The organism is Vibrio sp. SS-MA-C1-2 (assembly GCF_021513135.1).
Lineage (GTDB): Bacteria > Pseudomonadota > Gammaproteobacteria > Enterobacterales > Vibrionaceae.
The window spans coordinates 948,039-973,994 of sequence record NZ_CP090980.1; the positions used below are offsets into that span (position 1 = coordinate 948,039).

Below are 25,956 nucleotides of genomic sequence, written 5' to 3' on the forward strand. Positions count from 1 at the left end.
GTTTAAAATGAATAAGATATTTTCGTATATATTATCAGTATTTTTATTGATAATGACGCCATTTGCATTCTCAGCGACTGTCGATAAAAGTTATCAGTTAGGCCCAGGTGATACTATTCAGATTTCAGTCTATGGTGAACAAGCATTATCAATAGACAGTATTTATATTTCGCTTAATGGACAGTTTAATTATCCTTATCTTGGTAATATTAAAGCGATTGGCAAAACACCTGCACATTTACAAGCTGAAATATCAAAAGGCTTAAAAGGTGATTATTTAATTAACCCAAAAGTTCGAGTCAGTATTGTTCAGTTCAGAAATATTTATGTGACAGGTGAGGTTCAAAATCCAGGTGGTTATCCTTATCAACCCGGCTTAACCGTAGATAAAGCGGTAGCACTTGCAGGTGGCTTTACTGAAAGAGCATCAGTAAACAAAGTGACATTAAAATCTGAATCTGAAAACAAAAGTCACAACGCTAATTTAAGTCAAAAGGTCAAGCCTGGCGATGTGGTTGATGTTAAAGAAAGCTTTTTCTAATTTTTGAGGCCAAAATGGATCTATCAAACAAATTAAAAATGAATGAAGAATATAATAATGCTGCTGAAGTGACTCGCTTTTTTAATTTAATTAAAAGCAACCTTCATTACATTATATTAACGACAGTAATGATTACGATTATTACTGTGTTGGTACTGTTTTCATTAACACCAAAATTTTCAGCAACAGCGACACTTTTATTAAAGGCTGATGAAAGTAAACCAATTTCTATTCAAGAAGTTGTCGTTTTCGATACGACAAAAAAAGATTATTATTTAACACAGTATGCAGTTTTAAGTTCTAATGCGGTAGCGAATATCGTTATCGATGAGTATGACTTGTATCATAATCCTGAATTTAATTTAAGTCTGAATGGCCCCTCTGCGGGTGAGAAAATTAATAAAAAATTCTTATCACTACCTGTGATTAAAGACTTTGCGCCTGTAGAAAAAACAGTCACTAATAATGTTGAATTGACTGAAGCTATCCGTCAAGAGGTATTAGCGAAATTCAAGAAACATTTAACTATCGAACCAGTAAGACAGACACAGTTAGTTCAAATTACATTTACCTCAGAAGACCCACGTCTTGCGGCAAATGTAGCAAATGCAATCGGTCAAGCATATATTGAGAATAATCTTAATGCGCGTTTAAATGCAACGCGTGAAGCAACAAGTTGGTTAGATAAGAAGGTACTTGAACTAAAATTACAGTTAAAAACATCACAAAAAGAGTTAAATCAATTTTTAAGAAAAGAAAATTTAACTGATGAAAGTGGCATTTCGACACTAGCAAGTAACCAATTAAATGATCTATCAGTTCGCCTTTCGAATGCAACAAGTCGTCGAATTGAAGCTGAAGCAATGGCGAATATGCTAAATTCGATGAAAAGTCAGAATGATATTGATTTGGGTTCTTTAAGTTCGATTTCTAGCAATTCGCAGGTACAAGATATTGCTCAGGCGAAGATTATCGCAGAACAAAAAGTCGCTGAATACTCTAAACGTTATGGCCCTAAACATGATGCAATGATTGGTGCTAAAGCAGAATTAATGTCAGTCGAGCAACAAGAAAAAGCAATTGTTGTTAAATTGAGTGCAGGGATTAATAAGCAACTAAAAACAGCTAAAGACCAAGAGTACCTATTAAAATTAGAAGTCAATAAAAAGAAATCAAACTTTCAAGGTTTAGCTGATAGCCGAAGTGAATATGAATCATTAAAAAATCAAGTTGAAACGGATAAACGTCTGTATAACTTATTTCTTAATCGACAAAAAGAGACAGTGGCAACAAATAATTACGCATCAACGAATGCAATCGTGACAGATAATGCGATGATTCCACATTATCCCGTTGAACCTAAAAAACCATTGATTATTATTATTGCTGCAATAGTAAGTGTTGTTTTGTCTATTATCATCATATTAGTAAAAGACTTATTAACTAACACCATTAAATCTACTGGTGATTTTGAAAGTAAATTTGGTTTAATGCCAATTGGTGAAGTATTTAAAGTTTCAAAGAATGAATGTAAAGAGAAGGACTTTAATAACGCTGCATTTAGTAAAGATAAGCTGGTGGTATTTAATGAAACCTTTAAGTCCATTCGAACGTCACTGTTTTTCTCTCTAAAACAGAGAAAACAGAAAATCGTTGCGATTTCATCAGCAATTCCGGGTGAGGGTAAATCGACAGTCGCAATAAACTTAGCATCAAAATTTGCTAAAATGGAAAAGACACTGATTATTGATTGTGATTTACGTAAACCGACAATAGGTGAACGTTTTGATTTAAATCGTTCAGAGCTTGGTTTGGCTAACTACCTATTCACTGGCACGAGTTTACAAGAATGTTTGCATCATGATTCTAATTCTGGATTAACCGTTCTTCCTGCTGGGATGATGGTACCAAATCCACAAGAATTATTAGCATCAGATAAGTTTACTGATTTGCTGGAAGAGTTAAAGGAACAGTTTGACCGTATTATTATTGATACGTCACCAATGATCCCGGTTAGTGATGCGTTGGTTGTTGGTAAGATTGTCGGTTCAATACTGATGGTAGTTAAAGCTGACTCAACGAAAATTAATGTGATTCGAAGTGCAATGGCGAAAGTAATGCACCAAAATATCAATATTGAAGGTGTCATTGTCAATCAGATTGATAAAAAGATGGTTCAACATACTTTTAAGTATAAAAATGAAAAGTATGGTGCATAAGTCAGTGTCATAAACCTATTATTTAAGTTAAACAAGAAGAGGGCATTTCGCCCTCTTTTTTTATTTATTCCTATCCCCTTCTTACTTGAACTTGCTAGGTTGCTGGCTACGCTCATTCGCCCCAATCATAGAGTTCACCTATACTCATGAGGCCTCATTCATTTGCCGTCTACTAGCAACGCCAATTACTTTGGGTATATCTATTTAATCCCTTCCTCAATCTCTGTTGTTTTCAGTAACCAATGACTTTAAATCTGATGAGGTGACTCGTATGCCGACCGTGACTCGGATTGTTATGAGGCGGGAAGTGAGTCAAACATCATAAGTATATCCCTTTCATACTTGAAGACGCTAGGTGGTTGCCCCTTTAGGCTTGTCTCTTTCTAGTTGAAAATGTATGAGGCCGAACTACATGCGGTTAAGTATAAATAGTGCTCTTTACATGAAATTTAACATTTTAATTTGTTGATTTTAAATGTCTTTTTGATTTATGTTTGGTTTTTTTTAAAAAATAAAGAATTTTTCATGCAGAAATACACTTTTTGGATATACTATTTACAGGTTGTTAAGAAACAAGTTAAATACAACTTAAAGTGAGTAAATAAATTTAATGACATTGAGTTTATTTTAAGATTATTTTGAACTAAAGGTTGTATTTAATTATTTACTGGCTATCTTTTATTAACCACAAATTGGACTTGTCAAGAGATACAGCTTGAGATATTAATCAAGTTGTCTATTTTTGTCTTTTAAATAAAGGATGAATTTAGATTTATACCTCTTTTTGAAATTACACTAAATTAATGCTTTATAAGCATATGTTTGAATTTGAAATATAGTTGGCGATAGAGTAGCAATTTAAGAATAAGAATAAAAATCAGAATAATAAGAAGAAAAAATATAATAAAAATAAGATAATTTTGCTATCTATACATGACTAGGAATTTAAATGAAAAGAGTAAAAGTAAAAAAGAGGTTTTTATTTTAATATGTTATAAGTGTTTTTCCACAGTGATTGAATGTGTAATGTCAATATAATCATCATGTTAGGTGAGTGTGTTGTTTTAATTTAATCGACTGTTTGAGCCATTAAAGCTATCAAAAGTACAAATATTTAATGCGATAATACTGAAATATTTATTAACTAGAATTTAATTTTCTAATTAACTTCTTTATTGGTTTGTATGTATCGCAAAAAACTAAATAAATAATATCCATATCATAACTATGAGAATAGAGAGAAAATGAAAAGAGTAGTTTCTTATCTTTTATCGGCTTTTTTGTTAATAATAAGCCAATCAACTTTTGCTGATGTAGCAGATAGTAATTATAAATTAGGTGCGGGCGATACAGTTCAAATCTCTGTTTATGGTGAAGTTGATTTATCCATTAACAGCTTATATATCTCAAATAATGGAACATTTAATTATCCATACCTTGGCCAAATAAATGTTTTAGGAAAAACACCAGCGCAACTTCAGGCTTTGATTTATAAAGGATTAAAGGGGGATTACTTAATTAGCCCAAAAGTACGAGTGAACATCGTTTCTTTTAGAAATATTTATGTAAACGGTGAAGTACAACGCCCTGGTGGTTATCCATACCAACCTGGCCTTACTGTTGATAAAGCTGTTGCGTTAGCCGGTGGCTTTACTGAAAGAGCATCAATGAACAAGATTACAATAAAATCTGATGATGCAGGTGCGAAGAAGAGTAAAGCGGTTCTTGGTCAACAAGTTGAACCAGGTGATGTCATTGTTGTTAGTGAAAGCTTCTTCTAAATTTGGGAAATAAAATGGATACATTAAATAAAATTACATTAAAAAATGATAACGCAATGGAATCATTTGATATTGGTCGTTATTGGAACGTTGCTAAAAATAACTTTGGTAAAATTCTGTTTGCAACTGCTTTAGTAACTGCTGGTACAGCGGGTGTTTTAACAACAATCACACCTCAATATTCAGCAACATCTACGTTGATATTAAAGTCAGAAGAAAATAAAGCGGTTTCAATTCAAGAGATTGTTTCTTTAGATACAACAAAGCAAGAATATTATTTAACTCAATATAATATTATGAGTTCTAATGCCGTTGCGAGTATTGTTATCGATCAATACGGTCTTGAGAATAACCCTGAGTTTAATAAAAGACTCAATGGGCCATCTGTGACAACAAAGCTTAAAGAGCAATTGTTTTCACTACCTATTATTAGTGATTATGTATCAAATGATCAACCAGTTGTTAATAATGAAGATCAAACTTATGCGGTACGCCAAGAAGTACTTTCTGAGTTTAAAAAGCATTTAGCGATTGAGCCTGTTGCACAAACTCAGTTGGTGCAGATTACATTCCAATCTTCAGATCCAACGTTGGCTGCAGATGTTGCAAACTCAATTGGTCAAGCATATATAAAGAATCATTTAAACACACGTTTAATCGCAACAAAAGAAGCATCAAATTGGTTAGAGAGTAAAATTACTGAGTTAAGAACACAACTTAAGCGTTCACAAGCTGAGTTAAGCTTCTTTTTAAAGAAAGAGAACTTAACAGAAGATAACGGTATTGAATCTTTAGCAAATAACCAACTTAATGATTTAACCTCTCGTTTATCAGATGCAACAAGTGCTCGAATTGAAGCTGAAGCGATTGCGAATGAGTTAAACTCAATGACACGAAATAATGACATTGATTTAAGTGCATTAACTTCAATTTCTAATAACGATCAGATTCGTTCACTAAATAATGCAAAGATTAATGCTGAACGTCGAGTTGCCGAATTAAAGAAACGTTATGGACCAAAGCATGATGAGATGATTGCGGCGGAAGCTGAATTAGATTCTATTGAACAACAAGAACGTGCAACAATTGTTAAATTAAGTGCAGGTATTAATAAGCAATTACAGACAGCCCGAAACCAAGAGCAGTTAATTGAACGTGAATTAAGAAATCAACAAACGAACTTTCAAGGGTTAGTTGATAAGCGTAATGATTATGAATCTTTAAAGAATCAAGTTGAAACAGATAAGCGTCTTTACAATCTATTTCTTAATAGAAAGAAAGAGACAGTTGCAACAAATAATTATGATGCTGCAAATGCAATGGTAACAGACCAAGCAATGGTACCTCAGTACCCTGTTAAACCGAATAAGCCTTTAATTATTTTAATTGCCGGTTTATTAACGTTAATTCTTTCAACAACAATTGTTTTACTGAAAGATATGCTGACGAATACCATTAAATCAACAGGCGATTTTGAAAATAAGTTTGGATTAATGCCAATTGGTGAAATCTTTAAAGTTTCTAAAGGTGAGTGTAAGTCAAAAGATTTTGAAAAGTCGAGTTTTGATAAAGAAAAATTAGTGGTATTTAATGAGACATTTAAGTCGATTAGAACATCGTTACTTTTCTCATTAAAGCAGCGTAAACAAAAGTTAATTGCAGTATCTTCAGCAATTCCAGGTGAAGGTAAGTCTACAGTCGCAATCAATTTAGCGCAAAACTTTGCGAAAATGGAAAGAACACTGATTATTGATTGTGATTTACGTAAACCTACAGTTGGTGATCGTTTTGGTTTAACAAAATCTGAGCCAGGTTTAGTTAACTACCTATTTACAGAAACAGATTTAGAAGATTGTTTGCATAAAGATGCACATTCAGGTGTTGTAGTCATGCCTGCAGGGATGATTGCTCCAAACCCTCAAGAGCTTTTAGCTTCGGATGAGTTTGCTAATCTACTTGAAGAACTAAAAGGTATGTTTGATCGCATTATTATAGATACTTCGCCAATGATACCGGTTAGTGATGCATTTATTGTCGGTAAAATTGTAGGTTCAATGTTGTTAGTCGTTAAATCGAACTCGACAAAAACGAGTTTAATTAAAAGTACAATCGCTAAAATGATGAATCAAGATGTTAATATTGAAGGGGTTATCGTTAATCAAATTGATAAGAAATCTGTTCAGCATACATTTAAATATCAGAATGAAAAGTACGGTGCATAATAGTGAGTTTGCTTAAACGTATTAAAGAGGTTGGGTCAGATGACCCCCTCGCAAAAGGGGCAATGAATATTTGCCTAAACCCTTATAGTTATTTAGTTGTTCGTAATAAAAAAGAGATTTATCAAAATGCAGATAATATCTTTATTGATGGACAATGGTTGTGTCACTTTCTAAAATGGGCGGGTGTTAAGCAATTAGACCGTGTTAGTTTTGATAATACTTCATTAGCACCGATTGTCTTTTCTAAAGCTGAAAATGAAAACAAAAGAGTTGCGGTAATTGGTAGTGATGTCGAAAGTAATGCTAAATTCAAAGCTTATTTAAAAGAGACTTATCCAAATTTAAATTTGGTGATTATGCGTGATGGTTACTTCGATAATAAAGAAGAAATTAACATTGCAAATCAAATAATCGATAATGATATCGATTATGTTATTGCTGGAATGGCAACACCTAAACAAGAACATTTTTTAATTAAGCTGAAAGATTTAGGCTGGCAAGGTCAAGGTTATACTTGTGGCGGATTTATTCATCAAACTGCGAATAAAGGGCATGAATATTATCCATCTATGATTAATAAGTTAAACTTGCGATTTGCTTATCGAATTTATGATGAACCTAAACTGATGAAACGATACTTTATTGAATATCCTAAGTTTGTTTTCCAGTATGCGTATGATTATATAAAGCTATAAGAAAAAATTGCACCACTAAGTCTATTTATGTGGTGCAGTTATAAAATTAAGATATAAATTGGAAATAAAATGATTAAAAATAAGAGCGTCTTCTTTCATTATTTTTTGATAATTGCATGTATTATTATCTACTCTTTAATGAACAGTCCAACAATTAGCTCTGCAGCATTTGATGGTTATATTTTGCTGGCAGTAATATTATCTCTACCAAGGCTTAAGAATTTTAAATTTGACTCAGGGGTTTTTGTTACAGGCTTAATCGTACTATTTTATATCTTTTACTCTGTTTACACCTTTTATTTTACAGCAACACCACATTTTAAAATCAGTTTTGAGTTTTTACGATCATTTAGATTTGTGTACTATACAGCATCTTTATATATTATTTACTTGGCATTTAAAGATGTGGATTTTAGAAGTTTGGATATTTCTGAATATCAAGGTTTTTATAAGTTTCTAATTGTTCTTTTTGTTGTTGTTTATCTTTTTAAAATAGTTGTCTTAGGTGATATTCGTCCTCGATTGTTTTCTGAAAATAACTTTGAAGTGCCGTCACTTTTAATATTTGCCTCAATTTTTGCTTGGCTCGTTAAAGATAAAATTAATAAATTAGTTTACATTATCTCTTTTGTATCACTTTCTAAATCTGGTGCATTAGAAGCAGCTTATACATTCTTTATGAAGAGTGATAAGCGAAATAAAGTATTAGTGATTTTAATGGCTGTTGGAATGGTTGCTGCACTAGGACTAGTTTTCTTCATCCGTGATACCGGGAATCCAAGTGACCGTGCACAATTTATGGATCACTTTATTTACTCTTTGAATATTGCTTCAGTACAACAAGTTCTTTTTGGTCATGGTTTAGCTTCAGATTTGCCATTTAAAACATGTTTAAGCATGAGTTATTTTGCAAATAATATTTCAGCATCACCAGCGTATTGTAATTCGGTAGTTTTACATTCATTCTTAATGAGATTGATTTATGACTTTGGGTTTGTTGGAGCAGGTTTAATACTTTCTTCTTGGTTATATTGGATGGTTAGAATATTTAATTTTAAAATAGGATTTAATATTTATGCTATAATATTTATATCCTCGCTGTCTGTTTCTGGTTTCTCTAATTCTATTATTATTTGGCCATTGTTTATTGCTCCATTTTTGGCTAAAAAATAATTTATATATACTTAAGTAAGCATAATAATGAAAAATTTAAGATATACCGTTGAAAGAGCTTTAGACAAAATAGTCGCTAAGTCTCCTATTTATAAAAATCAGATTATGGCAGCTGCGCTATCTTCTAGTAATTATCAATTAGATAGGGATCAACAAGATGATGATATTTCTACAAGATATGTAGATGTAAAAGAAAATAAAAAGAAAGGGCCTTCTATTTCCGCAATTTATCGGGTTAAAAATGGAGAGAAGAGCTTAGAGTTAAGCATTTATTCTATTGCCTCTTTCGTTGATGAGATTGTTATTATTGATAATAATAGTACTGACTCAACTATTGATATTGCTAAGCGTTTAAAAGAAGAGTTAAAAGGTTGTGTTGAGATAAATATTTACTCTTATAATTATAATATTGCTCTTGCTGGTTCTGGTTATGAAGAGAGAATGAAACAGCCAAATACTAAATCTTTAGCTGAGTTTTATAATTATGCTTTCTCGCTTGGTAAGGGTGATTATTTAATAAAAGTTGATGCTCATTATGTGTTTACATTGAAATCTGTCGAAAAAATACAGAATGTATTGCAAAATAAGATGCCTGATGTCCTGTATTTTAGAGGTTTTGAGTTTTTCGGCAAATCACTGTCCATTGAACCATTTTTATTTAATAGGAACAGTGGATGGGAATATGTTAATGCAGACAGATATGAAATATTAACATTTAAAAAACCTTTAAAACTGAAGAAAGAGTGTTTATTAATACCCGCTTTTCTTCATGTTAAACGAATAGGTTATTCAAGTATGTTGAAAGTGATCGATAAGCCAATATCTGCATTGTACAAGTAGTTATTTTTTCAACACCATTTAAATTATTTACATAAAATAAAATTTAGCGGAAATATCATGAAGTCTCTAATAAAAAAAATGATACCAGTGAGTTCATTTGACCAACTTAAAAAGATAAAGTACGAGTTAACATATAAAAGTCGATTTGAAAATGAACATGGTTATGAATTGAATTTAAAAAATCCTGTAACTTTTAATGATAAAATATTCTATAGAAAGTATTTTGGTAATTGTCAAACAATGGCAACAATTGCGGATAAGGTTAAGGTCAGAGATATTGTCGCTGAAAGAGTCGGTGATAAGTACTTAACTAAGTTCTATGGTACTTATAAAAAGTTAACGATTGAAGATTGGGAGCAACTTCCAGAAAAATTTGTTTTAAAAACCAATCATGGAAGTGGTCCTAATCATCTTGAAATTGTTACAGATAAGAAGAGCGCTGATAAAGAACGAATTATTGCAAAACTAAACCGTGCAATTGATGAGTGTCAAAGTGCACCGATGCATGAACCTTTTTATGCTTATATTGATAAAATGATTTTAGCTGAAGAATATATTGAATCCGAACAGTCAACACCAAATGATTATAAGTTTCATTGCTTTAAAGAAAAAATATATATTCAAGTAGATACCGGTAGATATGAAGACCATCGACGTAGCCTTTTTACGCTTGATTGGCAACGATTACCATTTCGTCTAGGAAAAATTGCTGAAGTGGAGGAGTGTTATCCACCAGAAAACTTAGAAGAAATGATTAAGGTAACAAAAGAATTAGCGAAAGGTTTTGATTATATCCGTGTCGACCTTTATAGCGTTAATGACAAAATATACTTCGGTGAACTAACGCAAACCCATGGTAGCGGCCATGATGATTTTCTTCCAATTAACGAAGATGTTAAATGGGGAAAACATTGGGCACTTGATTATGATAATGAAAATTTATATCAAGCTAACGCACCAAAACCAAAATTAGATAGCAGCCTTGTATTTAAGACTGACAAATAAAAATTATAAAATAAAGGTACAAATAAAATGATTAAAATTGCCGTTGTAGGTACAGGTTATGTAGGTTTATCAAATGCAATGCTTCTTGCTCAAAATAATGAAGTTGTTGCTGTTGATTTAGTTAAAGAAAAAATTGATTTATTAAATAAAAAAGAATCACCTATTGTTGATGCAGAAATTACTCACTTTTTACAAAATAAAGAATTAAACTTTGTTGCCACACTTGATAAGCATCAAGCATACAAAAATGCAGATTTTATTATTATTGCAACACCAACGGATTATGATTCAGAAACTAATTACTTTAATACCTCTTCAGTTGAAAGTGTGATTAAAGAAGTGATGGAGATTAATCCAAAAGCAACGATGGTTATCAAATCAACGGTTCCTGTGGGTTATACCGAAAAAGTAAAACGTGAACTAGGGACTGAAAATGTCATCTTTTCTCCTGAATTTTTACGAGAAGGCAAAGCGTTATACGATAACCTACATCCATCACGTATTATTGTTGGCGAGCAGAGTGAACGTGCAGAGATATTTGCTAATTTACTTGTTGAAGGTGCAGAAAAAGAAAATATCGATATTTTATATACTGAACCAACTGAAGCAGAAGCGGTAAAATTATTCTCGAATACATACTTAGCTCTTCGAGTCGCCTATTTTAATGAATTAGACTCATATGCGGCAAGTTTTGGTTTAAACGCTAAACAGATTATCAATGCTGTCTCTTTAGATCCACGTATTGGATCACATTATAATAATCCTTCTTTTGGTTATGGTGGATATTGCTTACCAAAAGATACAAAACAACTATTAGCAAACTATAAAGATGTACCAAATAGTCTGATTAAAGCAATTGTTGATTCAAATGGTACACGTAAAGATTTCATTGCTAATGCAATCCTTAAGAAAAAACCAAAAGTTGTTGGTGTTTATCGACTAATTATGAAAGCGGGTTCTGATAACTTTAGAGCTTCATCAATTCAAGGAATTATGAAACGTCTTAAAGCAAAAGGCATTGAAGTTGTTATTTATGAACCTGTATTGAAAGAGAGTCAATTCTTTAACTCTGAGGTGATTGAAGATCTCAATGAATTTAAGCAAAAATCAGACGTCATTGTTTCTAACCGAATGGTTGAAGAGCTGGAAGACGTATTAGACAAAGTTTACACCCGAGACCTGTTTGGCTCAGATTCATGAGTTTAAAGGGAAATAAATTCCTAACGAATGCAGTCTGGCTTTTTAGCGAAAAAATATTAACAATTATTGGTACTCTATTAATCACTATTTACACGGCCCGTTATTTAGGGCCAAGTAAAATGGGAAGTATTAATTACGCCATTGCGCTTGCGAGTATGATTTTACCCCTGGCGCAATTGGGGAGTGTTTCTTTAATTTTTGATAAAGCAGCAAAGAGCCGATTGCAAGGTATTAGGCTCTTGCTCTCTAGTCAGTGGTTACGAGGATTAATATTTGTTGCTATCTCCGTTATTGTTATTGGCTATGAATATTCAAATCAACTAGAAACTGAAGAGTTACTTGTTTTAATTGGTATTTTAATCAGCTTTTACTTTACAGGGTTAGATTCTTACAAGCCTTTTTTTGATGCGACACTTAATTCAAAAATAAATGTATGGGCATCACAATTAGGTCTGTTATTATCTCATGCTGTTCGATTATTATTAATATTTTTATCAGCAAAGTTCTACTTCTTTGTTATTCCATATATTATTAATACATCGATACCATACTTTATAAAAAAATATCGATTTAAAAAAGAGTGTAAAGATGTAATTCCAACCAAAGCAAAAAAGAAGTACAGTAAATTTGCACTTAATGCCGGCATTCCGCTTGCTTTATCTGGGTTTTCAATTGCTATTTATATTAAAATAAACCAAGTTATTTTGGCGAATTATAGTAATTTAACTGAAGTTGGCTTATATGGAGCTGCAAGTACGATTAGTTCTGGATGGTTCTTTTTACCGGGCACAATTATCACAGTCTGTTTAACGAAAGTTTTAGTTGATAAAAAAGAGAAACAAAAAGGGTTCTCATTTATATACCTAATGACAACATTAGTATCATTACCAATATTAGCTTTTACCTATTTTTTTCAAGAGCAAATAATGTTTTATACCTTTGGTTCTGAATTTATGGGCGCCATTGATATCCTGATGATACTGTCTATTTCGACACTATTTTCTGTGTGGGGAACAGTCGGTTATAGAATTATTATTAACTATGCTGGTTACAAGTTTATGATGGTAAAAATGTTTGTCATGGCTTTGATTAATGTATGTCTAGCATTGGTATTAGTGAAAAGTTATGGAATTATCGGAGCTGCTTATTCTGTTTTAATTACAGAAATTATATCAGCGACGTTGGCTAATTTTTTCTTTACTAAAGTATCCATTGCTAAAATACAAATTAAACAGTTTATCTCTTTATCTTATATTAGGAAGTTTGTTCAATGATTCTGATCTTAATTTATTCTCTTTTTTAGTTTTAATAAAATAACTCAATTTATATTAAGAGGGGGTAGAAACTCTACCCTTTATCTAACCGTTTATCTATAAACATAGCGTTCATTCATACCAACTAGAAAATTGATAAGCTATGAATATCTAATAATTATAATAAAAAGGCAATTTAAATAATGACTTCAAATGTCAATTGTCGCTTTTGTCAAAAAAGTGACACATTAAAAAAACATGGTAAAGGTGCAAATGGCCATCAACGTTACCGTTGTACTTCATGTAATAAAACATTCCAATCAGACTACTCTTATGAAGCCTGTAAGCCTGGAAAGAAAGAGAAAATAGAAGATCTTACTCGACATAATGAAGGGATTCGTGGAACGGCTAGAGCATTAAATGTGAGTATTAATACTGTCGTAAGAGCGGTAAAAAGAAATAGAGCACAACATAGCAACGCTCTTTAACTTATTGTTTTTTCATGTTGGCTACAAAATTATAATAATAATTGCAAGTTGCCGATGTAAAATTTAAGAAGTTGGATATAATTATATTCGTTGTTTAAGATATCACCCTCTCCATTATTGTTGAGGGTGATTGTTTTTCTAAATATTGCTCATATTTATTTTAAATTAGGCTAATTTTAATGAAGTCATCAATTATCGCGCTGTTTATTAAAGTAGCAGCCGGTGCACTAAACTATTTACTATTTATATCTTTATCAAACACTTTTTCAGTAAATGACTATTCATTGTTCGTCTCTATTTTTAGTGCTTCAATGCTGCTCTCTTCTTTTTTTGGAGCAGGACAACAAAATTTTATTATAAAAACATTTTCTTTAGAAGATATTAGTAGTAATCGAATTTTAAATAGTTTAAGTATACTGTTAGCATCCATTGTTGTTTGTACCGTTGTATCAGTCACTTATTTTTATTATATTCTTGATTATACTGGTTATATTTTTGCAGGAACATTATTACTTACACTGTCTCTTTCTTTATCACATGGAACATTAGGGTTTTTACGAGTTCAAAACAAACTTAATTACGCCTTAATTTCTAAAGATATCGTTTGGCGATTTTTAGTGATTGTTGCGATTCTGATTTTCTCAATGTTTCATGTAAGTATTGAATATGTCATCTTTACGGCTGGCTTGTTGATGTTTCTATTGATCATATTACAGCTAGTTAAGGTGAAATTAAACGCTAAATTTACAGATGTTATAAGAAATAGACCAGAGAAATCAGATGTTAAGACGAGTTTTGCATTAGCATTAATTGCACTTATCTCTGGTGCTGATTTTTATCTTTATACCATTATTGCACATAAAGAGTTTTCCAACCTAGATGTTTCGGCTGCATTTTCATCATTTAAAACAGTCGAATTGATAGGTATGTTTTTAATGGTTGTTTCATTAGTTTACTCAACTAAAATTGCTGATGCAGTTAGAAAAAATAGAGTGGACTTACTGCAATCTATTTGTAATAAACAAATGATATTACAAATAGTACCAACAATCGTTTGTGTATTGATCGTGTTTTTCTTATCAAGTTTCCTACTTGGACTATATAACGCAGATTTTAAACAATACGCACTGTTTTTACAGTTACTTATGGGCATTGTTCTTTTTAACTCACTTTGTGGTAGTACGGGTTCTTTACTGCAATTGTGTGGATTACAGTGGCATCATGTAGTTATACAATCTATATCTCTTATATTGTCAGTCATTGCGATATATCTAACAATGGATTATTTCGGAATCTATTCTTTGATTATCGGTTATGCAATTTCAAAATTTCTCTGGAATATTTTAGCAGTAACCTTGCTAATTAAGAAAGTGGGTGTTGATCCAACAATATTTGGCTTACTAAAAAATAATAATAAAGGTAATAAAAATGAACACTAATTCATATTTTTCATTTGGCACTCAATTTGAAAATGTTGGAGATACATTAATCAATAAGAATTTACTTGATCTGGTTTCAAATAATTCTGATTGTTATGCTGATTTTAGTCGCTGTCCTCAAACGTTCAAAAACGAATTTTCTGACTCTAACTATACTGATGTTAATGGCTATCTTTCACTGTGTATTCAAATTTTAAAAGCCAGAATGAGTGGGAAAAAATGTAACTTTTTCTTTAGCCCAGGTGGCTATATTGGTGAGTTGTCTAATGCTAAATTTTTCAACAAAATCATCCTTACTTTAAGTTACCTATTTTTACTTTTGATTGGTGTGAATTTTATCTGCTTAGGTGTTTCTTACGAATCACTAGGAAAGAAAAACAGATTTTTCATCAAGTTACGATCTAAACTTAGTAAGTTTAATTATGTGAGAGATAAAAAGACTTACGATTATTGTATCGATAATAACATTTCTGTTACTGAAGTGAAGCCAGATCTTGCTTACTATTATGATGATATTCAAAGCAGCAAAGAGACACAAGATTTATTGTTCTCATTTCGAGTTGATCAGTCTGAAAAATTAAAAGCTGAAATCTTAGAACAAGTGACCGGTTTCCTTGCTGATAAAAAAGAGCGTAACGTTGTTTTCTATTCACAAGTAGAACGTGATGCTCCTTTTATGAAAGAGTGTAGCGAACACTTTTCACAATTAGGCTATAACTGTCAACATGTTGATAAAAGCACTAGCCTAAAAGAAACATTAGCTTATTTTACAGAGAATCAGTTTAATGTTATCTCAAATCGTCTTCATGTCTTACTGGTTTCGACATTACGCGGCAGCAAAATCATTCCAGTTTCTGATGGTGTTAATAACAATAAGATTGAAGGCTTGTTTAAAGATGCAAATGTTAAAGTAGAGCAATTTTCTAATATTAAAGATTTCAAGGATGAAAATTTTCATGAAATCAAAGAGTATGCTGTCAATCGATATAATGACTTGCTAAAAATTATTTTTTAATCTTTAAATTATAGAATTTAAATTAATGAAGTTGCAGTTAAGTATTTTGTACTTAACTGCTCTTTATTGTGAATGATATAAAAGTATAACCCATTAATTAATATGAACTTATAATACGAAATTAATCGTATTAGAGCAGGACATAATTAGGTAATAAATGAGTAATTTAACGTTTAGGTATGATATTAATGGATTGAGAGCTATTGCGGTTATTGCAGTTGTCATCTTCCATTTTAATGCCAATTTGATACCAGGTGGCTTTGCTGGCGTCGATGTTTTTTTTGTAATTTCTGGCTTTCTTATGACCGGAATAATATTCAAAAGCCTAGAATCTAACACATTTTCAATTTTTAAATTTTATGTTGCTAGAGCCAATCGAATTATTCCATCATTGGTGGTTGTCTGCTTAGCTGTTTTAGCGCTAGGATGGTTTATTCTTCCTGCTTTGGAGTATAAGCAATTAGGTAAACACGTGGCGAGTTCGGTATTATTTCTTTCAAATATTACCTACTGGCAAGAATCAGGCTATTTTGATGCATCTTCACATACAAAATGGTTATTACATACGTGGTCTCTTTCTGCTGAGTGGCAGTTTTACATTATTTACCCTGTTGTGCTTGTCTGTTTAAGTCGAGTTTTATCATTATCTACGGTAAAAAAATTATTACTGTTAAGTACCGTTTTAGGTTTCTTAGCATGTGCTTATATTACACTTAAATGGCCTAATCCAGCTTATTTTCTATTGCCGACTAGAGCTTGGGAAATGATGTTTGGTGGATTAGCATTTTTATACCCACTTAATAACTTAGGTGTTAATAAGAAAAAGAGCATTGAATTTATTGGGTTTTTAGCAATCATTGCGTCATATATTTTTATCTCTGATGATATTGCTTGGCCTGGTTATTTGGCATTTATTCCAGTATTTGGTACTTACTTAATTTTAATCGCTAATCGTCAAGATAGTGTATTAACCAATAACCCTTTATTTCAATATATTGGTAAATGGTCGTACTCTATCTATTTATGGCACTGGCCAATTGTCGTTCTAGGTTACTATTTTGATTTTCCTTATTGGATATTGACTGGGCTTGTGCTTTCAGTGCTGCTTGGTTTCCTTAATTATCATTTTATTGAGAGATTAAAGTTCAATTCTTATTCTCGAGTTAGGGATTGTTATAAGGTTAAGCCATTTATTTATTCAGCTGTTGTGCTTGTACTCTCTTTTTATATTACGACTCAACATGGAATTCCTAATCGATTTTCAGAGCAATATAACAAACTAGTCAACATGGCTGAAGCTAGCCCATATAGAGATAGTTGTCATATTAGCAAATACAAAGATCCAAGTACGTCTTGTGAATATTTCAATGATAATGTGACATGGGCAACGCTAGGTGATAGTCATACGGTAGAACTCGTTTATGCATTAGCAAAGGAACTTGATAAAAAAGGCGAAGGTATTAAGCACTTTAGCTTTTCTGGATGTGTTCCATCTTATAATCAGAACAATGGTTTTAGTCAGTGTTCTAAATGGTATAACGAATCAGTTGAGTATATTCTAAAAGATACAAATATTAAGAATGTTCTACTTAATCATCGATATACGCTTGATCTTTTTGGTGATCAATTAAGTGATTATCCTGCGATTGCAGATCAAAATTTAACGAATAAAACTCAAGTTATGGTAGAGGCATTGGATTCATTAATTTTAGTGTTAGCGAATTCAAAAGAGAATGTTTATCTTTTCTATCCAATTCCAGAGCTACCAGAAGATATTCACCATACGCTTCATATCGGTTATCGAGACAGTGGTGATAGTATTCAAGAACTTGATGGGACAAGTAAAGCTTGGTACGAAGAGAGAAATCGTTTTATGGTAGATCATTTTGATAATGCGACATATCCAGAAAATGTTCATTTTATTAAACCACAAGATATCTTCTGTCAAGCTGATAAATGTTTTGCGATGAAAGATGGTATCCCACTGTATTTTGATGATAACCATCTATCAATTTATGGTGCAGAAGCTTTGGTAAATGAAATGAATATTCAGTAACGATAATGATAACGGTAGATGTGATGATACGTTATCGATATACCTTTTATATTTGAGTTTGTTAGGTTGTTGGCTATGTTCGTTCACCCCAATCATATTTATGGGGTCTCAATCACTTGCCAGCTACTAACAACTCCAATTATTTAGGTATAAAAGTTATTATTATACGATTTAGTTTTTATTGAATATGGTTTTCTAATTTATTTAACAGAAGCATAAAAATTCTTTTTTACTAGATTTGTATAATAATTTTTAGTGGCTATATTATATATTCAGTATTTGTTAACTTAGATTTCAATAATTTTGTATCTACATTAGTGGCGTTGTCAGTTGAAGTTTTTCATCTGATCAGTTTTATGTGTTTGATATAGTTCTAAGTATTTGTAATGTACTAAATATGTGTACTAACAGAAGGGAGGGGGTATATATCATCCTTTATCCTGATTTATAAATAAGAGTTTAATAATAATAATAGTGCTCTTAACATAATCACATGACTAATGAGTGTTTTAACGCATGAAGCTAGTCACTTTGGTTTACTAAACCTAATTTTAGAGTTATTTATAATGAAAAAAATAATTGCATCAGTAGTTATTCCGTTTTATAAAGATGCCAATCTGTTATATCGAGCAATCGAGAGTATAACATCCAGCAATGGCAGTGATAGTGTTGAAATTATTGTTGTTAATGATTGTTCAAAAGAGATCTTTGATAAGAGCTCTTTGAGAGAGCATGACATCTATATAGAGATGGGAATAAACTCTGGTGCTGCTGTATCAAGAAACATTGGGATTAAAGCATCTCATGGCGATCTTATTTATTTAATGGATAGCGATGATTACTTTGTCGAAAAAGATTTTATTCTCGATCATGAGCAGAGTGAACCTGGTGTACTTTATTATTCTGGTATTGACTCTCAAGCTTATTCCAGTTCATACCCTGATGAAATTAAACTTGAAGACTATTTTGATTATATTTTTTACAAGTATCCTCATATCTGTCAGACATCGAGTCTCTATTTTAAACGGTCGAATGATTTCTTTTTTGATGAGTCTTTACCAAAACATCAAGATTGGGACTTTGTCTATTTCTCAGTGTTAAAGAAAGGGTTCTCCGTTAAAAAAGGCAATGGAACTATCTATTTTGACCGATCGGACAGAAAGTCATTGTCTCGAGGTTCAGGTGGGGAAAAATCTCTAGCTTGGATCAATAAGCTAAAAGAGATGTCGGTACTTAATGATAATATTGTCTTTCATCTGTTAGCTCAATATCCTAGATACTATACCAGCAGTATTTTTGTAAAAAATGCATTTAAATATCTATTAAGTGGGAGAACAAGCATTAAGTTTGTCTCTTATAAATTAGTTCATCGAATAATGTCCTAATCGTTAAAAATAGCCCCTTTATTCAGGGGCTTTTTATTAATCAAAATTTTTGCCTCAAAGCTTAAACTTTTCTATACCTAAAATCATTGAAGTGGTACGCGTGATAAATATGACATGAAAGTCACAATATATAGATATCTATATAGTAGAGACAAGATCATGTTTATTTTCACCGATCTAACCTAATCATTTCAATGAATGTGGGATATTACCTATTTACCTAAAATAATTGGCGTTGCTAGTAGGCGGCAAGCGAGTGAGGCCCCATGAGTATAGAGGCTCTATATGATTGGGGTGAACGAGCGACGCCAACAACCTAACAGCTTCAAGTATGAGGGGTATATCGCTTTGAGGCATATCTAAATTAATTCGCTCTTATACCTAGCAACTTCAAGTAAGAAGGGTATATAACATTTATTAGGGCAGTTTTATAAGGTAAATTATGTCTATTTCAAGAAGAAAATTATTAACAGCAGGAACCTCAATTGTTGCTTTAACAGCGTGTAGTAAAGCAATGAGTGATGATGCTGATGTTGTGGCTAAAAATAATATTGAATCCTCTTTTTATATCAATGTGCTCGATTATGGTGCTAAAGGTGATGGATTTAATGATGACACCGACGCATTTCGTGCTGCATTTGAGGTTGCTAAAAAGAATAAAAAAGCCGTCTTTGTACCCAGAACGACAGAGTATTACCTTGTTGGTGATGTTGAATTACCACGTGGGGTTGCACTCTTTTCTGATAGTCGAGAGAGAATCTATCAGCCATATAAAACTGATCATGTTCGAGGCTCTAGTGCCATTGTTTATCATCGTGACTATAAGCGTGGAATTTCATTTGCCGGTGGAAGTACGGTTTCTAAACTAAATTTCTATGGTGTTAATCGCAGCTATAATGGTGTCTCAAGTAAAACGGAAGTTAGAGGGATGGTTTTTATTGACTGTTCGATGATTGGCCATAAAGTCGGTTGGGGCGCTGGATACTTCATTGGCAATTCAAGATTTGTCCGCTGCCATGCAACGATGAATACAACAGGCATGGGAGGAATGGTTGATTGCAAAGTACTACAAGCTGAAATTAATGCAAACAAAGGAACCGGGATTTCATTAAGTAAAGGTCATAATGCAAATAATTTTGTAGATTGTCGCGTTGAGTGGAATGAAGGGGCAAACTATAAGTTTTATAAAAATGGCACCAATACCATTGTTGGTGGTATGTCAGACAGTGCTGGCCTTCAAGGTATCTCAGTGATTGGTGCTGAAGTGCTAGCAACAGGGTTTACTATTTATCGTCCAGGAAGAAGAAGCCAAGGTTCTATTCAGTCCGCTCATGTTAGTGTCTCTGACGACAGTAAGTTAATTATGGATGGTTGTCGATTCCGTATGGGAGCGAACGATAATGGTAGTGGTATCACTCGTCCAGATTATACTTTTACCAGTGAGAGCTATAAAGAAATTACAGGTCTTTTACAGGTGATTGGTGGGGATGCAAGTAACTCTGCGGTGAAGTCTGTTATCCATAATAAAAAATTGTTTAATAACTCAAATATTCAAATTATGAATCTTGCTGGTATGAACAACCTTGTCACCTTTGGTGAAGAGAAAGAGGATGAAGGGTTACGCTTTATTGACCGCTCAGGTGTGAAGCTGAAAGCGACGAGTTCAAGAAACATTGATCATTTAGATTTAAAAACAGAGCTGCCTCAACTTCCTGTTAAAGTTCAGATTGATGTTGTGAATTCAAAAGGAGAATTTCACAGTGCTCAATATCTTTACCTATTAGATAATAGTGGGGACATACCTAAAATGCGTAAACAGCAGATGTTATACCAAACAACAAATATGGATACGCTATTTGGTGCAGAGTTCGTTGAAAATAGTGGAAAAGTGAGATTGAGTCTAAAGAATAAATCAAAACGAAATGCAAATATGACCGTGATGATCTCGCATGTATAAATTGAACGCTTTTACTTTTAGGTACTTAACGGCAGCTTTATAATTGTCTGATTTCTTACTAAATAGAATTCACTTAGCTAATGACTTTTAGTCCATTTCATTTATACCCTTCATATTTGAAGTCGCTAGGTTGTTGGCTACGTTCATTCGCCCCAGTCATATAGTACATCTATACTCATGGGGCCTCACTCACTTGCCGCCTACTAGCAACTCCAATTATTTTGAGTATATACCCTTCATACTTGAAGTCGCTAGGTTGTTGGCTACGTTCGTTCGCCCCAGTAATATAGTACTCATGGGGCCTCTCTTCTTGTCGTCTACTAATAACAACTCCAATTATTTTTGGTATGTATATGTAGTAGCTATACTAATGAAATTCGATTGTAATTATGCATTTGTTTGAATTTAGCCAGAATAAAAATGTTCACTCGTACTTTTCATACTTAAAGCGGCTAAATGGTTAGATGAATTCAACTTCTCCACTATTGGGTAATCAAATACTGATGATGACTCTCATCCTGATTAAGAGTGATGGTAATTATGTGAGACTCTCTTAAATAAGCAAAAAAAGGGGAGTCAAAATGACTCCCCTTTTTTCTTATTTCTTAATTTTTATCGCTTAATTGATGCAGATTAATGAACCGCTTCTACCCAATAATTATCGTTTAATTTCATCTTGTTTGCCTTTTCTTCATCGAATAAAGGCAAATAAAGATCGATATAAGCGACATAGCGTGTTGGAACTTGGATGAGTAAATAGTTGTCAATATGATGCCTCCACCAGTGATTAATACCACCATAAGGGAGGAAAAAATACCGTAGTCTAAACCCATTTCAGTATTTATACCGCTTTTTACTGCCAATTTTCTCTGCTTATAAAGTTCTTCTTGCTCAGGCGTAAAATGAAAAACGATATAGTTATTATGTCGAGAAAAGGGAGAGGATGATTTAAAAATTAATTGATGTTCCCCTGGTTGTAATTCAGGTGCTAGCGCTTGCACAAATTCAGTGGTAAAGAGTGCCAATTGTGCTTGATTTTGATAATAATTATAAACTTTTAATGCTTTATAGCCCAAATAAGAGGAGCAAAGCAAGCAGGCTAAAATAATGATTTTAGTTCGTTTTAACATAACTTTGGTGCTTTTTAACCGATGTGAATAAGGTTGTTTATACCTTTTTTGTTTGAAGTCACGAATAGGGAGTCTCTGTTCGCTCTATTTATCCCCTCATACTTGCAGCTGCTAGGTTGTTGGCTACGCTCATTCACTTACCGCCTACTAGCAACTCAAATTATTTTAGGTATATCACTGTAAATGATAAGAGAGATCTTAATCCGTGATTAATGATCTCAATTCAGATTAAATCTTACTTCTTATTCATCTTTAATACGTACTTCATGAATATTTTACAAGTTAAGTAAAATTGTGCACCATTTCTGCAAGAGAAGAGCGTTTTAATAAACAAGCTAATAGGGAAGCTTTGGTCTGGACGACAATAATTTAAGAGGCTGAGTCGGATGATATCTGTCTCTTGTTTATTCAGACTGAATTTCTCTTGGAAAATATCAAAAGCCTTATTAATTCTTACCGAGTTGAGTGAAATTCTATCTGCATCGTGAGACATATCTTGGGTATACGAGTAACTGCCATCATTTATCGCATTACCATACTGTTTGATCATTCGATACCAGACATCAAAATCTTGCCATGCCGGAAGGTTAGGATCGAAACCATTAATTTTCTTAAATTTACTGACTTCAGAAAATAATTGATTACCAACATGATTCCAAGTTTTTATATCTTCAAAGCTAACATTTGATTTACGTTCAAAGCCTTTAAGTGTCTCATCTCTAATAACATTAAAGTTAGAAAATACACCTGCAAACTGAGTGTGATTATCAACCAGTTGTTGGTATTTATTAACGAAATGAGAGATTCGATTAGATTCAAAGTAATCATCATCATCTAATCCAGTAATATAAGTGCCCGTCGAATGGTTAATCGCAATATTGCGTGAATAACAAGCCCCCATACGCTCTTCATTATAGAAATAGAGGACATTGTCATAATCAGCAATGTATTCTTGTATTGCTTGGGATACATCTTTATCTGATTTGTCATCTACGACAATAATCTCAATAGATGGGTAATCTTGGGCTAAAACAGAGTTGACGGCTCGTTTGAAGAAATCTAATCGATTTAGCGTTGTTATATAAACAGTGACTTTTTTAGACATTTTTATAGATTGCTCGAAATTCAAATGGTGTATTAAAAACGGGTTAACAAATTATAGGGTAAATTTCTATATTTTCTTGAATCGAGCATAAATAAGTGCGTACTTTATTCTGATTTTGTGAATTTTTGGTTTTTCTTTGGTTGGATTAGGGGGATTTTTATGGGTGAATCATAATCTGAGTAATAAAAACAAATTTAACACAGCTCTGTATTTAAAATGTTTTCATTAGGATTGGGTTTTTTCATTAAATTGTATTTGATTTGTTTTTGTTTTCAATTTTCATGTGGTTTCACCCGTGTTTTTTGAGCTGGATGTTATTTATTTTCCTGTTTTTTGATCTTGTTATTTTTGTTTTTGTTTGCCAGGTAAAAACAAGTTGGATACGGATTTTGCCTGTTTTATTTTAAGTTGTACTTTGTTTTTCTAATTATTTTAGTGTATTTGATTTGTTTTTATTTCTGTATTCTATTTTGTTTTTTATTTTTTAATTAACTGATTTTTATCTATTAATTTATGGTTTGTTGTGTTTTTTAGATCCTGTTTAAATATTGTAGTAAAACGTTTCGACTTTGATCTTGACATGAATATAACAATGTTAACTAAAATAATTTTATAATTTTAAATATTGAAAACCCCTAAAGATGGAATGACACTTATAAAATTATAGGTATTGTTTTTGTTTTTTTTAGTGGGTAATATCGAAATATAATATTTCATAATTGGTATGTATTTAATAACAGGTGTTTTAGGTTCTATTTTTTAATGGGAATATAAGAATTCATATAAACCTTAACACCTCCACATTTAAAATGGAGTGTTTCTATGAGTTACACCAGAAGAAAGTTTTTAACCCATACTGGCACATTACTCGCTGCAGGTGGTGCCGTTACTACATCTGTTCCTGCTTTTGCTAATCATACAAATCGAACCGCGACAGGGTCGTTATCAACAGCAAAAGAAAATAGCGTTAATGTTTTAGATTATGGTGCTCGTGGAGATGGTGAGCATGATGATACAGAAGCATTTAGACATGCTTTTGCCGCGGCGAATAGCAATGGTCATGCTGTCTTTGTTCCCAGAACCTCAGAATATTATCTAGTCGGTAATGTTGAGTTACCAGAGGGTGTGACGCTCTTTTCTGATAGCCGAAAGCGGATCTATCGTCCTAACAGTGTTGATGATATGAGGGGATCTAGTGCAATTGTTTTTAATCAAAGTGATTCACGAGGCATCTCTTTTTCGGGTAGTAGTCTGGTTTCTAACCTTAACTTTTATGGTGTTGACCGTAGTTATGATGGGGTCTCAGACAAACATGAAGTGACAGGAATGGTCTTTATCGATTGTTCAATGATCGAGCATCATTGGGGGTGGGGAGCTGATTATTCAATATGTAATTCACGTTTTGTTCGTTGTCATGCAACCATGAACAATGCCGGTGTTGGTGGTCTTGTGGATAGTAAGTTCCTGCAAGGTGAAATAAATGACAACCAAGGCAATGGTATCTATCTGCGTAAAGGTCATAATGCGAATAATTTTGTCGATTGTCAGGTTGTCAGAAATACCAAAGCTAACTATAAGTTTGTTGGCAGTGGTAATAATACGATTGTTGGCGGTATGTCAGACAACGCCGGAGAGCAAGGTCTGCTTGTTGAAGATGCCGAGCTATTAACCACGGGCTTCACCCTTTATCGTTCAGGGCGAATAAGTAGTGGTACGAATCGTTCAGCGCACGTGTCAGTTTCTGGTGCTAGTCGATTGGTCATGAATGGCAGTCGTTTCCGTACGGGAAGTGACAGCAGTTATAACAATATTCGTCCTGCTTATCTTTTTGCTAATGATAAAGGTGAGGAAGTGACTCATGTTTTTCAGGTTATTGGTGGTGATGCTACAGATAGCTTTATTCGTGATGTTTTTGATGATGAGAGTTTATTTAAAAACTCAAAAATCCAGATTGTTAATGTTGCCGGTTTAGATGATGTCGTGACGTTTGGTGCGAATAAAACGAGTCGAGGGACTACTTATATTGCGAAAGACCAACAATACTTGAGCAGAGCACAAACGATGTTTGTAGATGTTATTGATGCACCTGTAATTGAACCGGACCAAGTTAATCAACCACTCAAAGTAAAGCTTAATCTTATCGATGATAATGGAGAAACGCATGCGGCTGAGCTTATCTTCCTAGCTGTCACTGGTTACTCTAGCTCAGTATATATAAGAAGCAATACGCTATATGAAACAAAAGAGGGCTTAGTCGATAATTTGAATCCATATATTGATAACGTCAATGAATATGGAACAGAATTTACCTTAAATCTAACGAATAGTTTAGGTAATCAAATTGACTGTTCTGCCCTTGTTTGCGAAGCATAACGTTAATTATTAATCGTGATTCAGAAAAAGAAAAGGCGCATAAAAGAATAAATAAAGATTATGCACCGTAACGAACTGT

Annotated in this window: 19 protein-coding genes; 17 read left to right on the forward strand and 2 right to left on the reverse strand. The window is 32.7% G+C overall.

Annotation, left to right across the window (positions count from 1 at the left end; translation table 11 throughout):
• Positions 1-7: 7 nt before the first annotated feature.
• From L0B53_RS04205 to L0B53_RS04280, 16 genes are all read left to right on the forward strand, one after another.
• On the forward strand, positions 8-541 hold the full coding sequence (locus L0B53_RS04205; protein ID WP_235059199.1) for a polysaccharide biosynthesis/export family protein: 534 nt from the start codon (positions 8-10) through the stop codon (positions 539-541).
• Positions 542-555: 14 nt separating this feature from the next.
• Positions 556-2,760 (forward strand): polysaccharide biosynthesis tyrosine autokinase, encoded by a 2,205-nt coding sequence (locus tag L0B53_RS04210; RefSeq protein WP_235059200.1) that lies wholly within the window; start codon positions 556-558, stop codon positions 2,758-2,760.
• A 1,244-nt stretch (positions 2,761-4,004) separates the two neighbouring features.
• Entirely contained in the window at positions 4,005-4,541 is a 537-nt protein-coding gene (locus tag L0B53_RS04215; RefSeq protein WP_235059201.1) for a polysaccharide biosynthesis/export family protein, read from the forward strand.
• Between the two features lie 14 nt (positions 4,542-4,555).
• Positions 4,556-6,763 (forward strand): polysaccharide biosynthesis tyrosine autokinase, encoded by a 2,208-nt coding sequence (locus L0B53_RS04220; protein WP_235059202.1) that lies wholly within the window; start codon positions 4,556-4,558, stop codon positions 6,761-6,763.
• A 2-nt stretch (positions 6,764-6,765) separates the two neighbouring features.
• Complete coding sequence (locus tag L0B53_RS04225; protein ID WP_235059203.1) at positions 6,766-7,458, forward strand: WecB/TagA/CpsF family glycosyltransferase; 693 nt, start codon at positions 6,766-6,768, stop codon at positions 7,456-7,458.
• Positions 7,459-7,527: 69 nt separating this feature from the next.
• The gene (locus tag L0B53_RS04230) at positions 7,528-8,631 is read left to right on the forward strand and encodes a hypothetical protein (RefSeq protein WP_235059204.1); all 1,104 of its coding nucleotides are present in this window, start codon (positions 7,528-7,530) and stop codon (positions 8,629-8,631) included.
• Positions 8,632-8,658: 27 nt separating this feature from the next.
• Positions 8,659-9,471: a glycosyltransferase gene (locus L0B53_RS04235; protein WP_235059205.1), complete on the forward strand. Its 813-nt coding sequence runs from the start codon at positions 8,659-8,661 to the stop codon at positions 9,469-9,471.
• Between the two features lie 57 nt (positions 9,472-9,528).
• Positions 9,529-10,476, forward strand: a complete 948-nt coding sequence (locus tag L0B53_RS04240) for an ATP-grasp fold amidoligase family protein (RefSeq protein ID WP_235059206.1) — start codon at positions 9,529-9,531, stop codon at positions 10,474-10,476.
• Positions 10,477-10,506: 30 nt separating this feature from the next.
• Positions 10,507-11,676, forward strand: a complete 1,170-nt coding sequence (locus L0B53_RS04245; protein WP_235059723.1) for a nucleotide sugar dehydrogenase — start codon at positions 10,507-10,509, stop codon at positions 11,674-11,676.
• Complete coding sequence (locus L0B53_RS04250; RefSeq protein WP_235059207.1) at positions 11,673-12,950, forward strand: oligosaccharide flippase family protein; 1,278 nt, start codon at positions 11,673-11,675, stop codon at positions 12,948-12,950. The genes L0B53_RS04245 and L0B53_RS04250 overlap by 4 nt, the downstream gene beginning before the upstream one ends.
• Positions 12,951-13,132: 182 nt before the next feature.
• On the forward strand, positions 13,133-13,417 hold the full coding sequence (locus L0B53_RS04255) for an IS1-like element transposase (RefSeq protein ID WP_235059208.1): 285 nt from the start codon (positions 13,133-13,135) through the stop codon (positions 13,415-13,417).
• A gap of 179 nt (positions 13,418-13,596) precedes the next feature.
• A complete protein-coding gene (locus L0B53_RS04260; protein ID WP_235059209.1) occupies positions 13,597-14,856 on the forward strand; it encodes a hypothetical protein in 1,260 nt (419 codons plus the stop codon).
• Positions 14,846-15,871: a polysaccharide pyruvyl transferase family protein gene (locus L0B53_RS04265; protein ID WP_235059210.1), complete on the forward strand. Its 1,026-nt coding sequence runs from the start codon at positions 14,846-14,848 to the stop codon at positions 15,869-15,871. Before L0B53_RS04260 ends, L0B53_RS04265 begins: the two co-directional genes overlap by 11 nt.
• Before the next feature lie 157 nt (positions 15,872-16,028).
• Complete coding sequence (locus tag L0B53_RS04270; protein WP_235059211.1) at positions 16,029-17,927, forward strand: acyltransferase family protein; 1,899 nt, start codon at positions 16,029-16,031, stop codon at positions 17,925-17,927.
• 566 nt (positions 17,928-18,493) lie between these two features.
• Positions 18,494-19,312: a glycosyltransferase family 2 protein gene (locus L0B53_RS04275; RefSeq protein ID WP_235059212.1), complete on the forward strand. Its 819-nt coding sequence runs from the start codon at positions 18,494-18,496 to the stop codon at positions 19,310-19,312.
• Positions 19,313-19,754: 442 nt separating this feature from the next.
• The gene (locus L0B53_RS04280; RefSeq protein WP_235059213.1) at positions 19,755-21,269 is read left to right on the forward strand and encodes a glycoside hydrolase family 55 protein; all 1,515 of its coding nucleotides are present in this window, start codon (positions 19,755-19,757) and stop codon (positions 21,267-21,269) included.
• 671 nt (positions 21,270-21,940) lie between these two features.
• On the opposite strand, the gene L0B53_RS04285 is transcribed toward L0B53_RS04280, so the two are convergent.
• The gene (locus tag L0B53_RS04285) at positions 21,941-22,399 is read right to left on the reverse strand and encodes a hypothetical protein (protein WP_235059214.1); all 459 of its coding nucleotides are present in this window, start codon (positions 22,397-22,399) and stop codon (positions 21,941-21,943) included.
• A 235-nt stretch (positions 22,400-22,634) separates the two neighbouring features.
• Positions 22,635-23,504, reverse strand: coding sequence for a glycosyltransferase (locus L0B53_RS04290; protein ID WP_235059215.1), 870 nt, complete (start codon positions 23,502-23,504; stop codon positions 22,635-22,637).
• Positions 23,505-24,326: 822 nt separating this feature from the next.
• Between L0B53_RS04290 and L0B53_RS04295 the strand changes: the two genes are divergently transcribed.
• On the forward strand, positions 24,327-25,877 hold the full coding sequence (locus tag L0B53_RS04295; protein WP_235059216.1) for a glycosyl hydrolase family 28-related protein: 1,551 nt from the start codon (positions 24,327-24,329) through the stop codon (positions 25,875-25,877).
• Positions 25,878-25,956: the final 79 nt, after the last annotated feature.

Bases quoted from the DNA above. Each gene is read 5' to 3' on its own strand.
- L0B53_RS04265 (WP_235059210.1), top strand. From the start codon at position 14,846: ATGAACACTAATTCATATTTTTCATTTGGCACTCAATTTGAAAATGTT.
- L0B53_RS04230 (WP_235059204.1), top strand. From the start codon at position 7,528: ATGATTAAAAATAAGAGCGTCTTCTTTCATTATTTTTTGATAATTGCA.
- L0B53_RS04270 (WP_235059211.1), top strand. From the start codon at position 16,029: ATGAGTAATTTAACGTTTAGGTATGATATTAATGGATTGAGAGCTATT.
- L0B53_RS04210 (WP_235059200.1), top strand. From the start codon at position 556: ATGGATCTATCAAACAAATTAAAAATGAATGAAGAATATAATAATGCT.
- L0B53_RS04285 (WP_235059214.1), bottom strand. From the start codon at position 22,399: ATGTTAAAACGAACTAAAATCATTATTTTAGCCTGCTTGCTTTGCTCC.
- L0B53_RS04290 (WP_235059215.1), bottom strand. From the start codon at position 23,504: ATGTCTAAAAAAGTCACTGTTTATATAACAACGCTAAATCGATTAGAT.
- L0B53_RS04205 (WP_235059199.1), top strand. From the start codon at position 8: ATGAATAAGATATTTTCGTATATATTATCAGTATTTTTATTGATAATG.
- L0B53_RS04295 (WP_235059216.1), top strand. From the start codon at position 24,327: ATGAGTTACACCAGAAGAAAGTTTTTAACCCATACTGGCACATTACTC.
- L0B53_RS04280 (WP_235059213.1), top strand. From the start codon at position 19,755: ATGTCTATTTCAAGAAGAAAATTATTAACAGCAGGAACCTCAATTGTT.
- L0B53_RS04260 (WP_235059209.1), top strand. From the start codon at position 13,597: ATGAAGTCATCAATTATCGCGCTGTTTATTAAAGTAGCAGCCGGTGCA.
- L0B53_RS04255 (WP_235059208.1), top strand. From the start codon at position 13,133: ATGACTTCAAATGTCAATTGTCGCTTTTGTCAAAAAAGTGACACATTA.
- L0B53_RS04220 (WP_235059202.1), top strand. From the start codon at position 4,556: ATGGATACATTAAATAAAATTACATTAAAAAATGATAACGCAATGGAA.
- L0B53_RS04250 (WP_235059207.1), top strand. From the start codon at position 11,673: ATGAGTTTAAAGGGAAATAAATTCCTAACGAATGCAGTCTGGCTTTTT.
- L0B53_RS04275 (WP_235059212.1), top strand. From the start codon at position 18,494: ATGAAAAAAATAATTGCATCAGTAGTTATTCCGTTTTATAAAGATGCC.
- L0B53_RS04240 (WP_235059206.1), top strand. From the start codon at position 9,529: ATGAAGTCTCTAATAAAAAAAATGATACCAGTGAGTTCATTTGACCAA.
- L0B53_RS04215 (WP_235059201.1), top strand. From the start codon at position 4,005: ATGAAAAGAGTAGTTTCTTATCTTTTATCGGCTTTTTTGTTAATAATA.
- L0B53_RS04235 (WP_235059205.1), top strand. From the start codon at position 8,659: ATGAAAAATTTAAGATATACCGTTGAAAGAGCTTTAGACAAAATAGTC.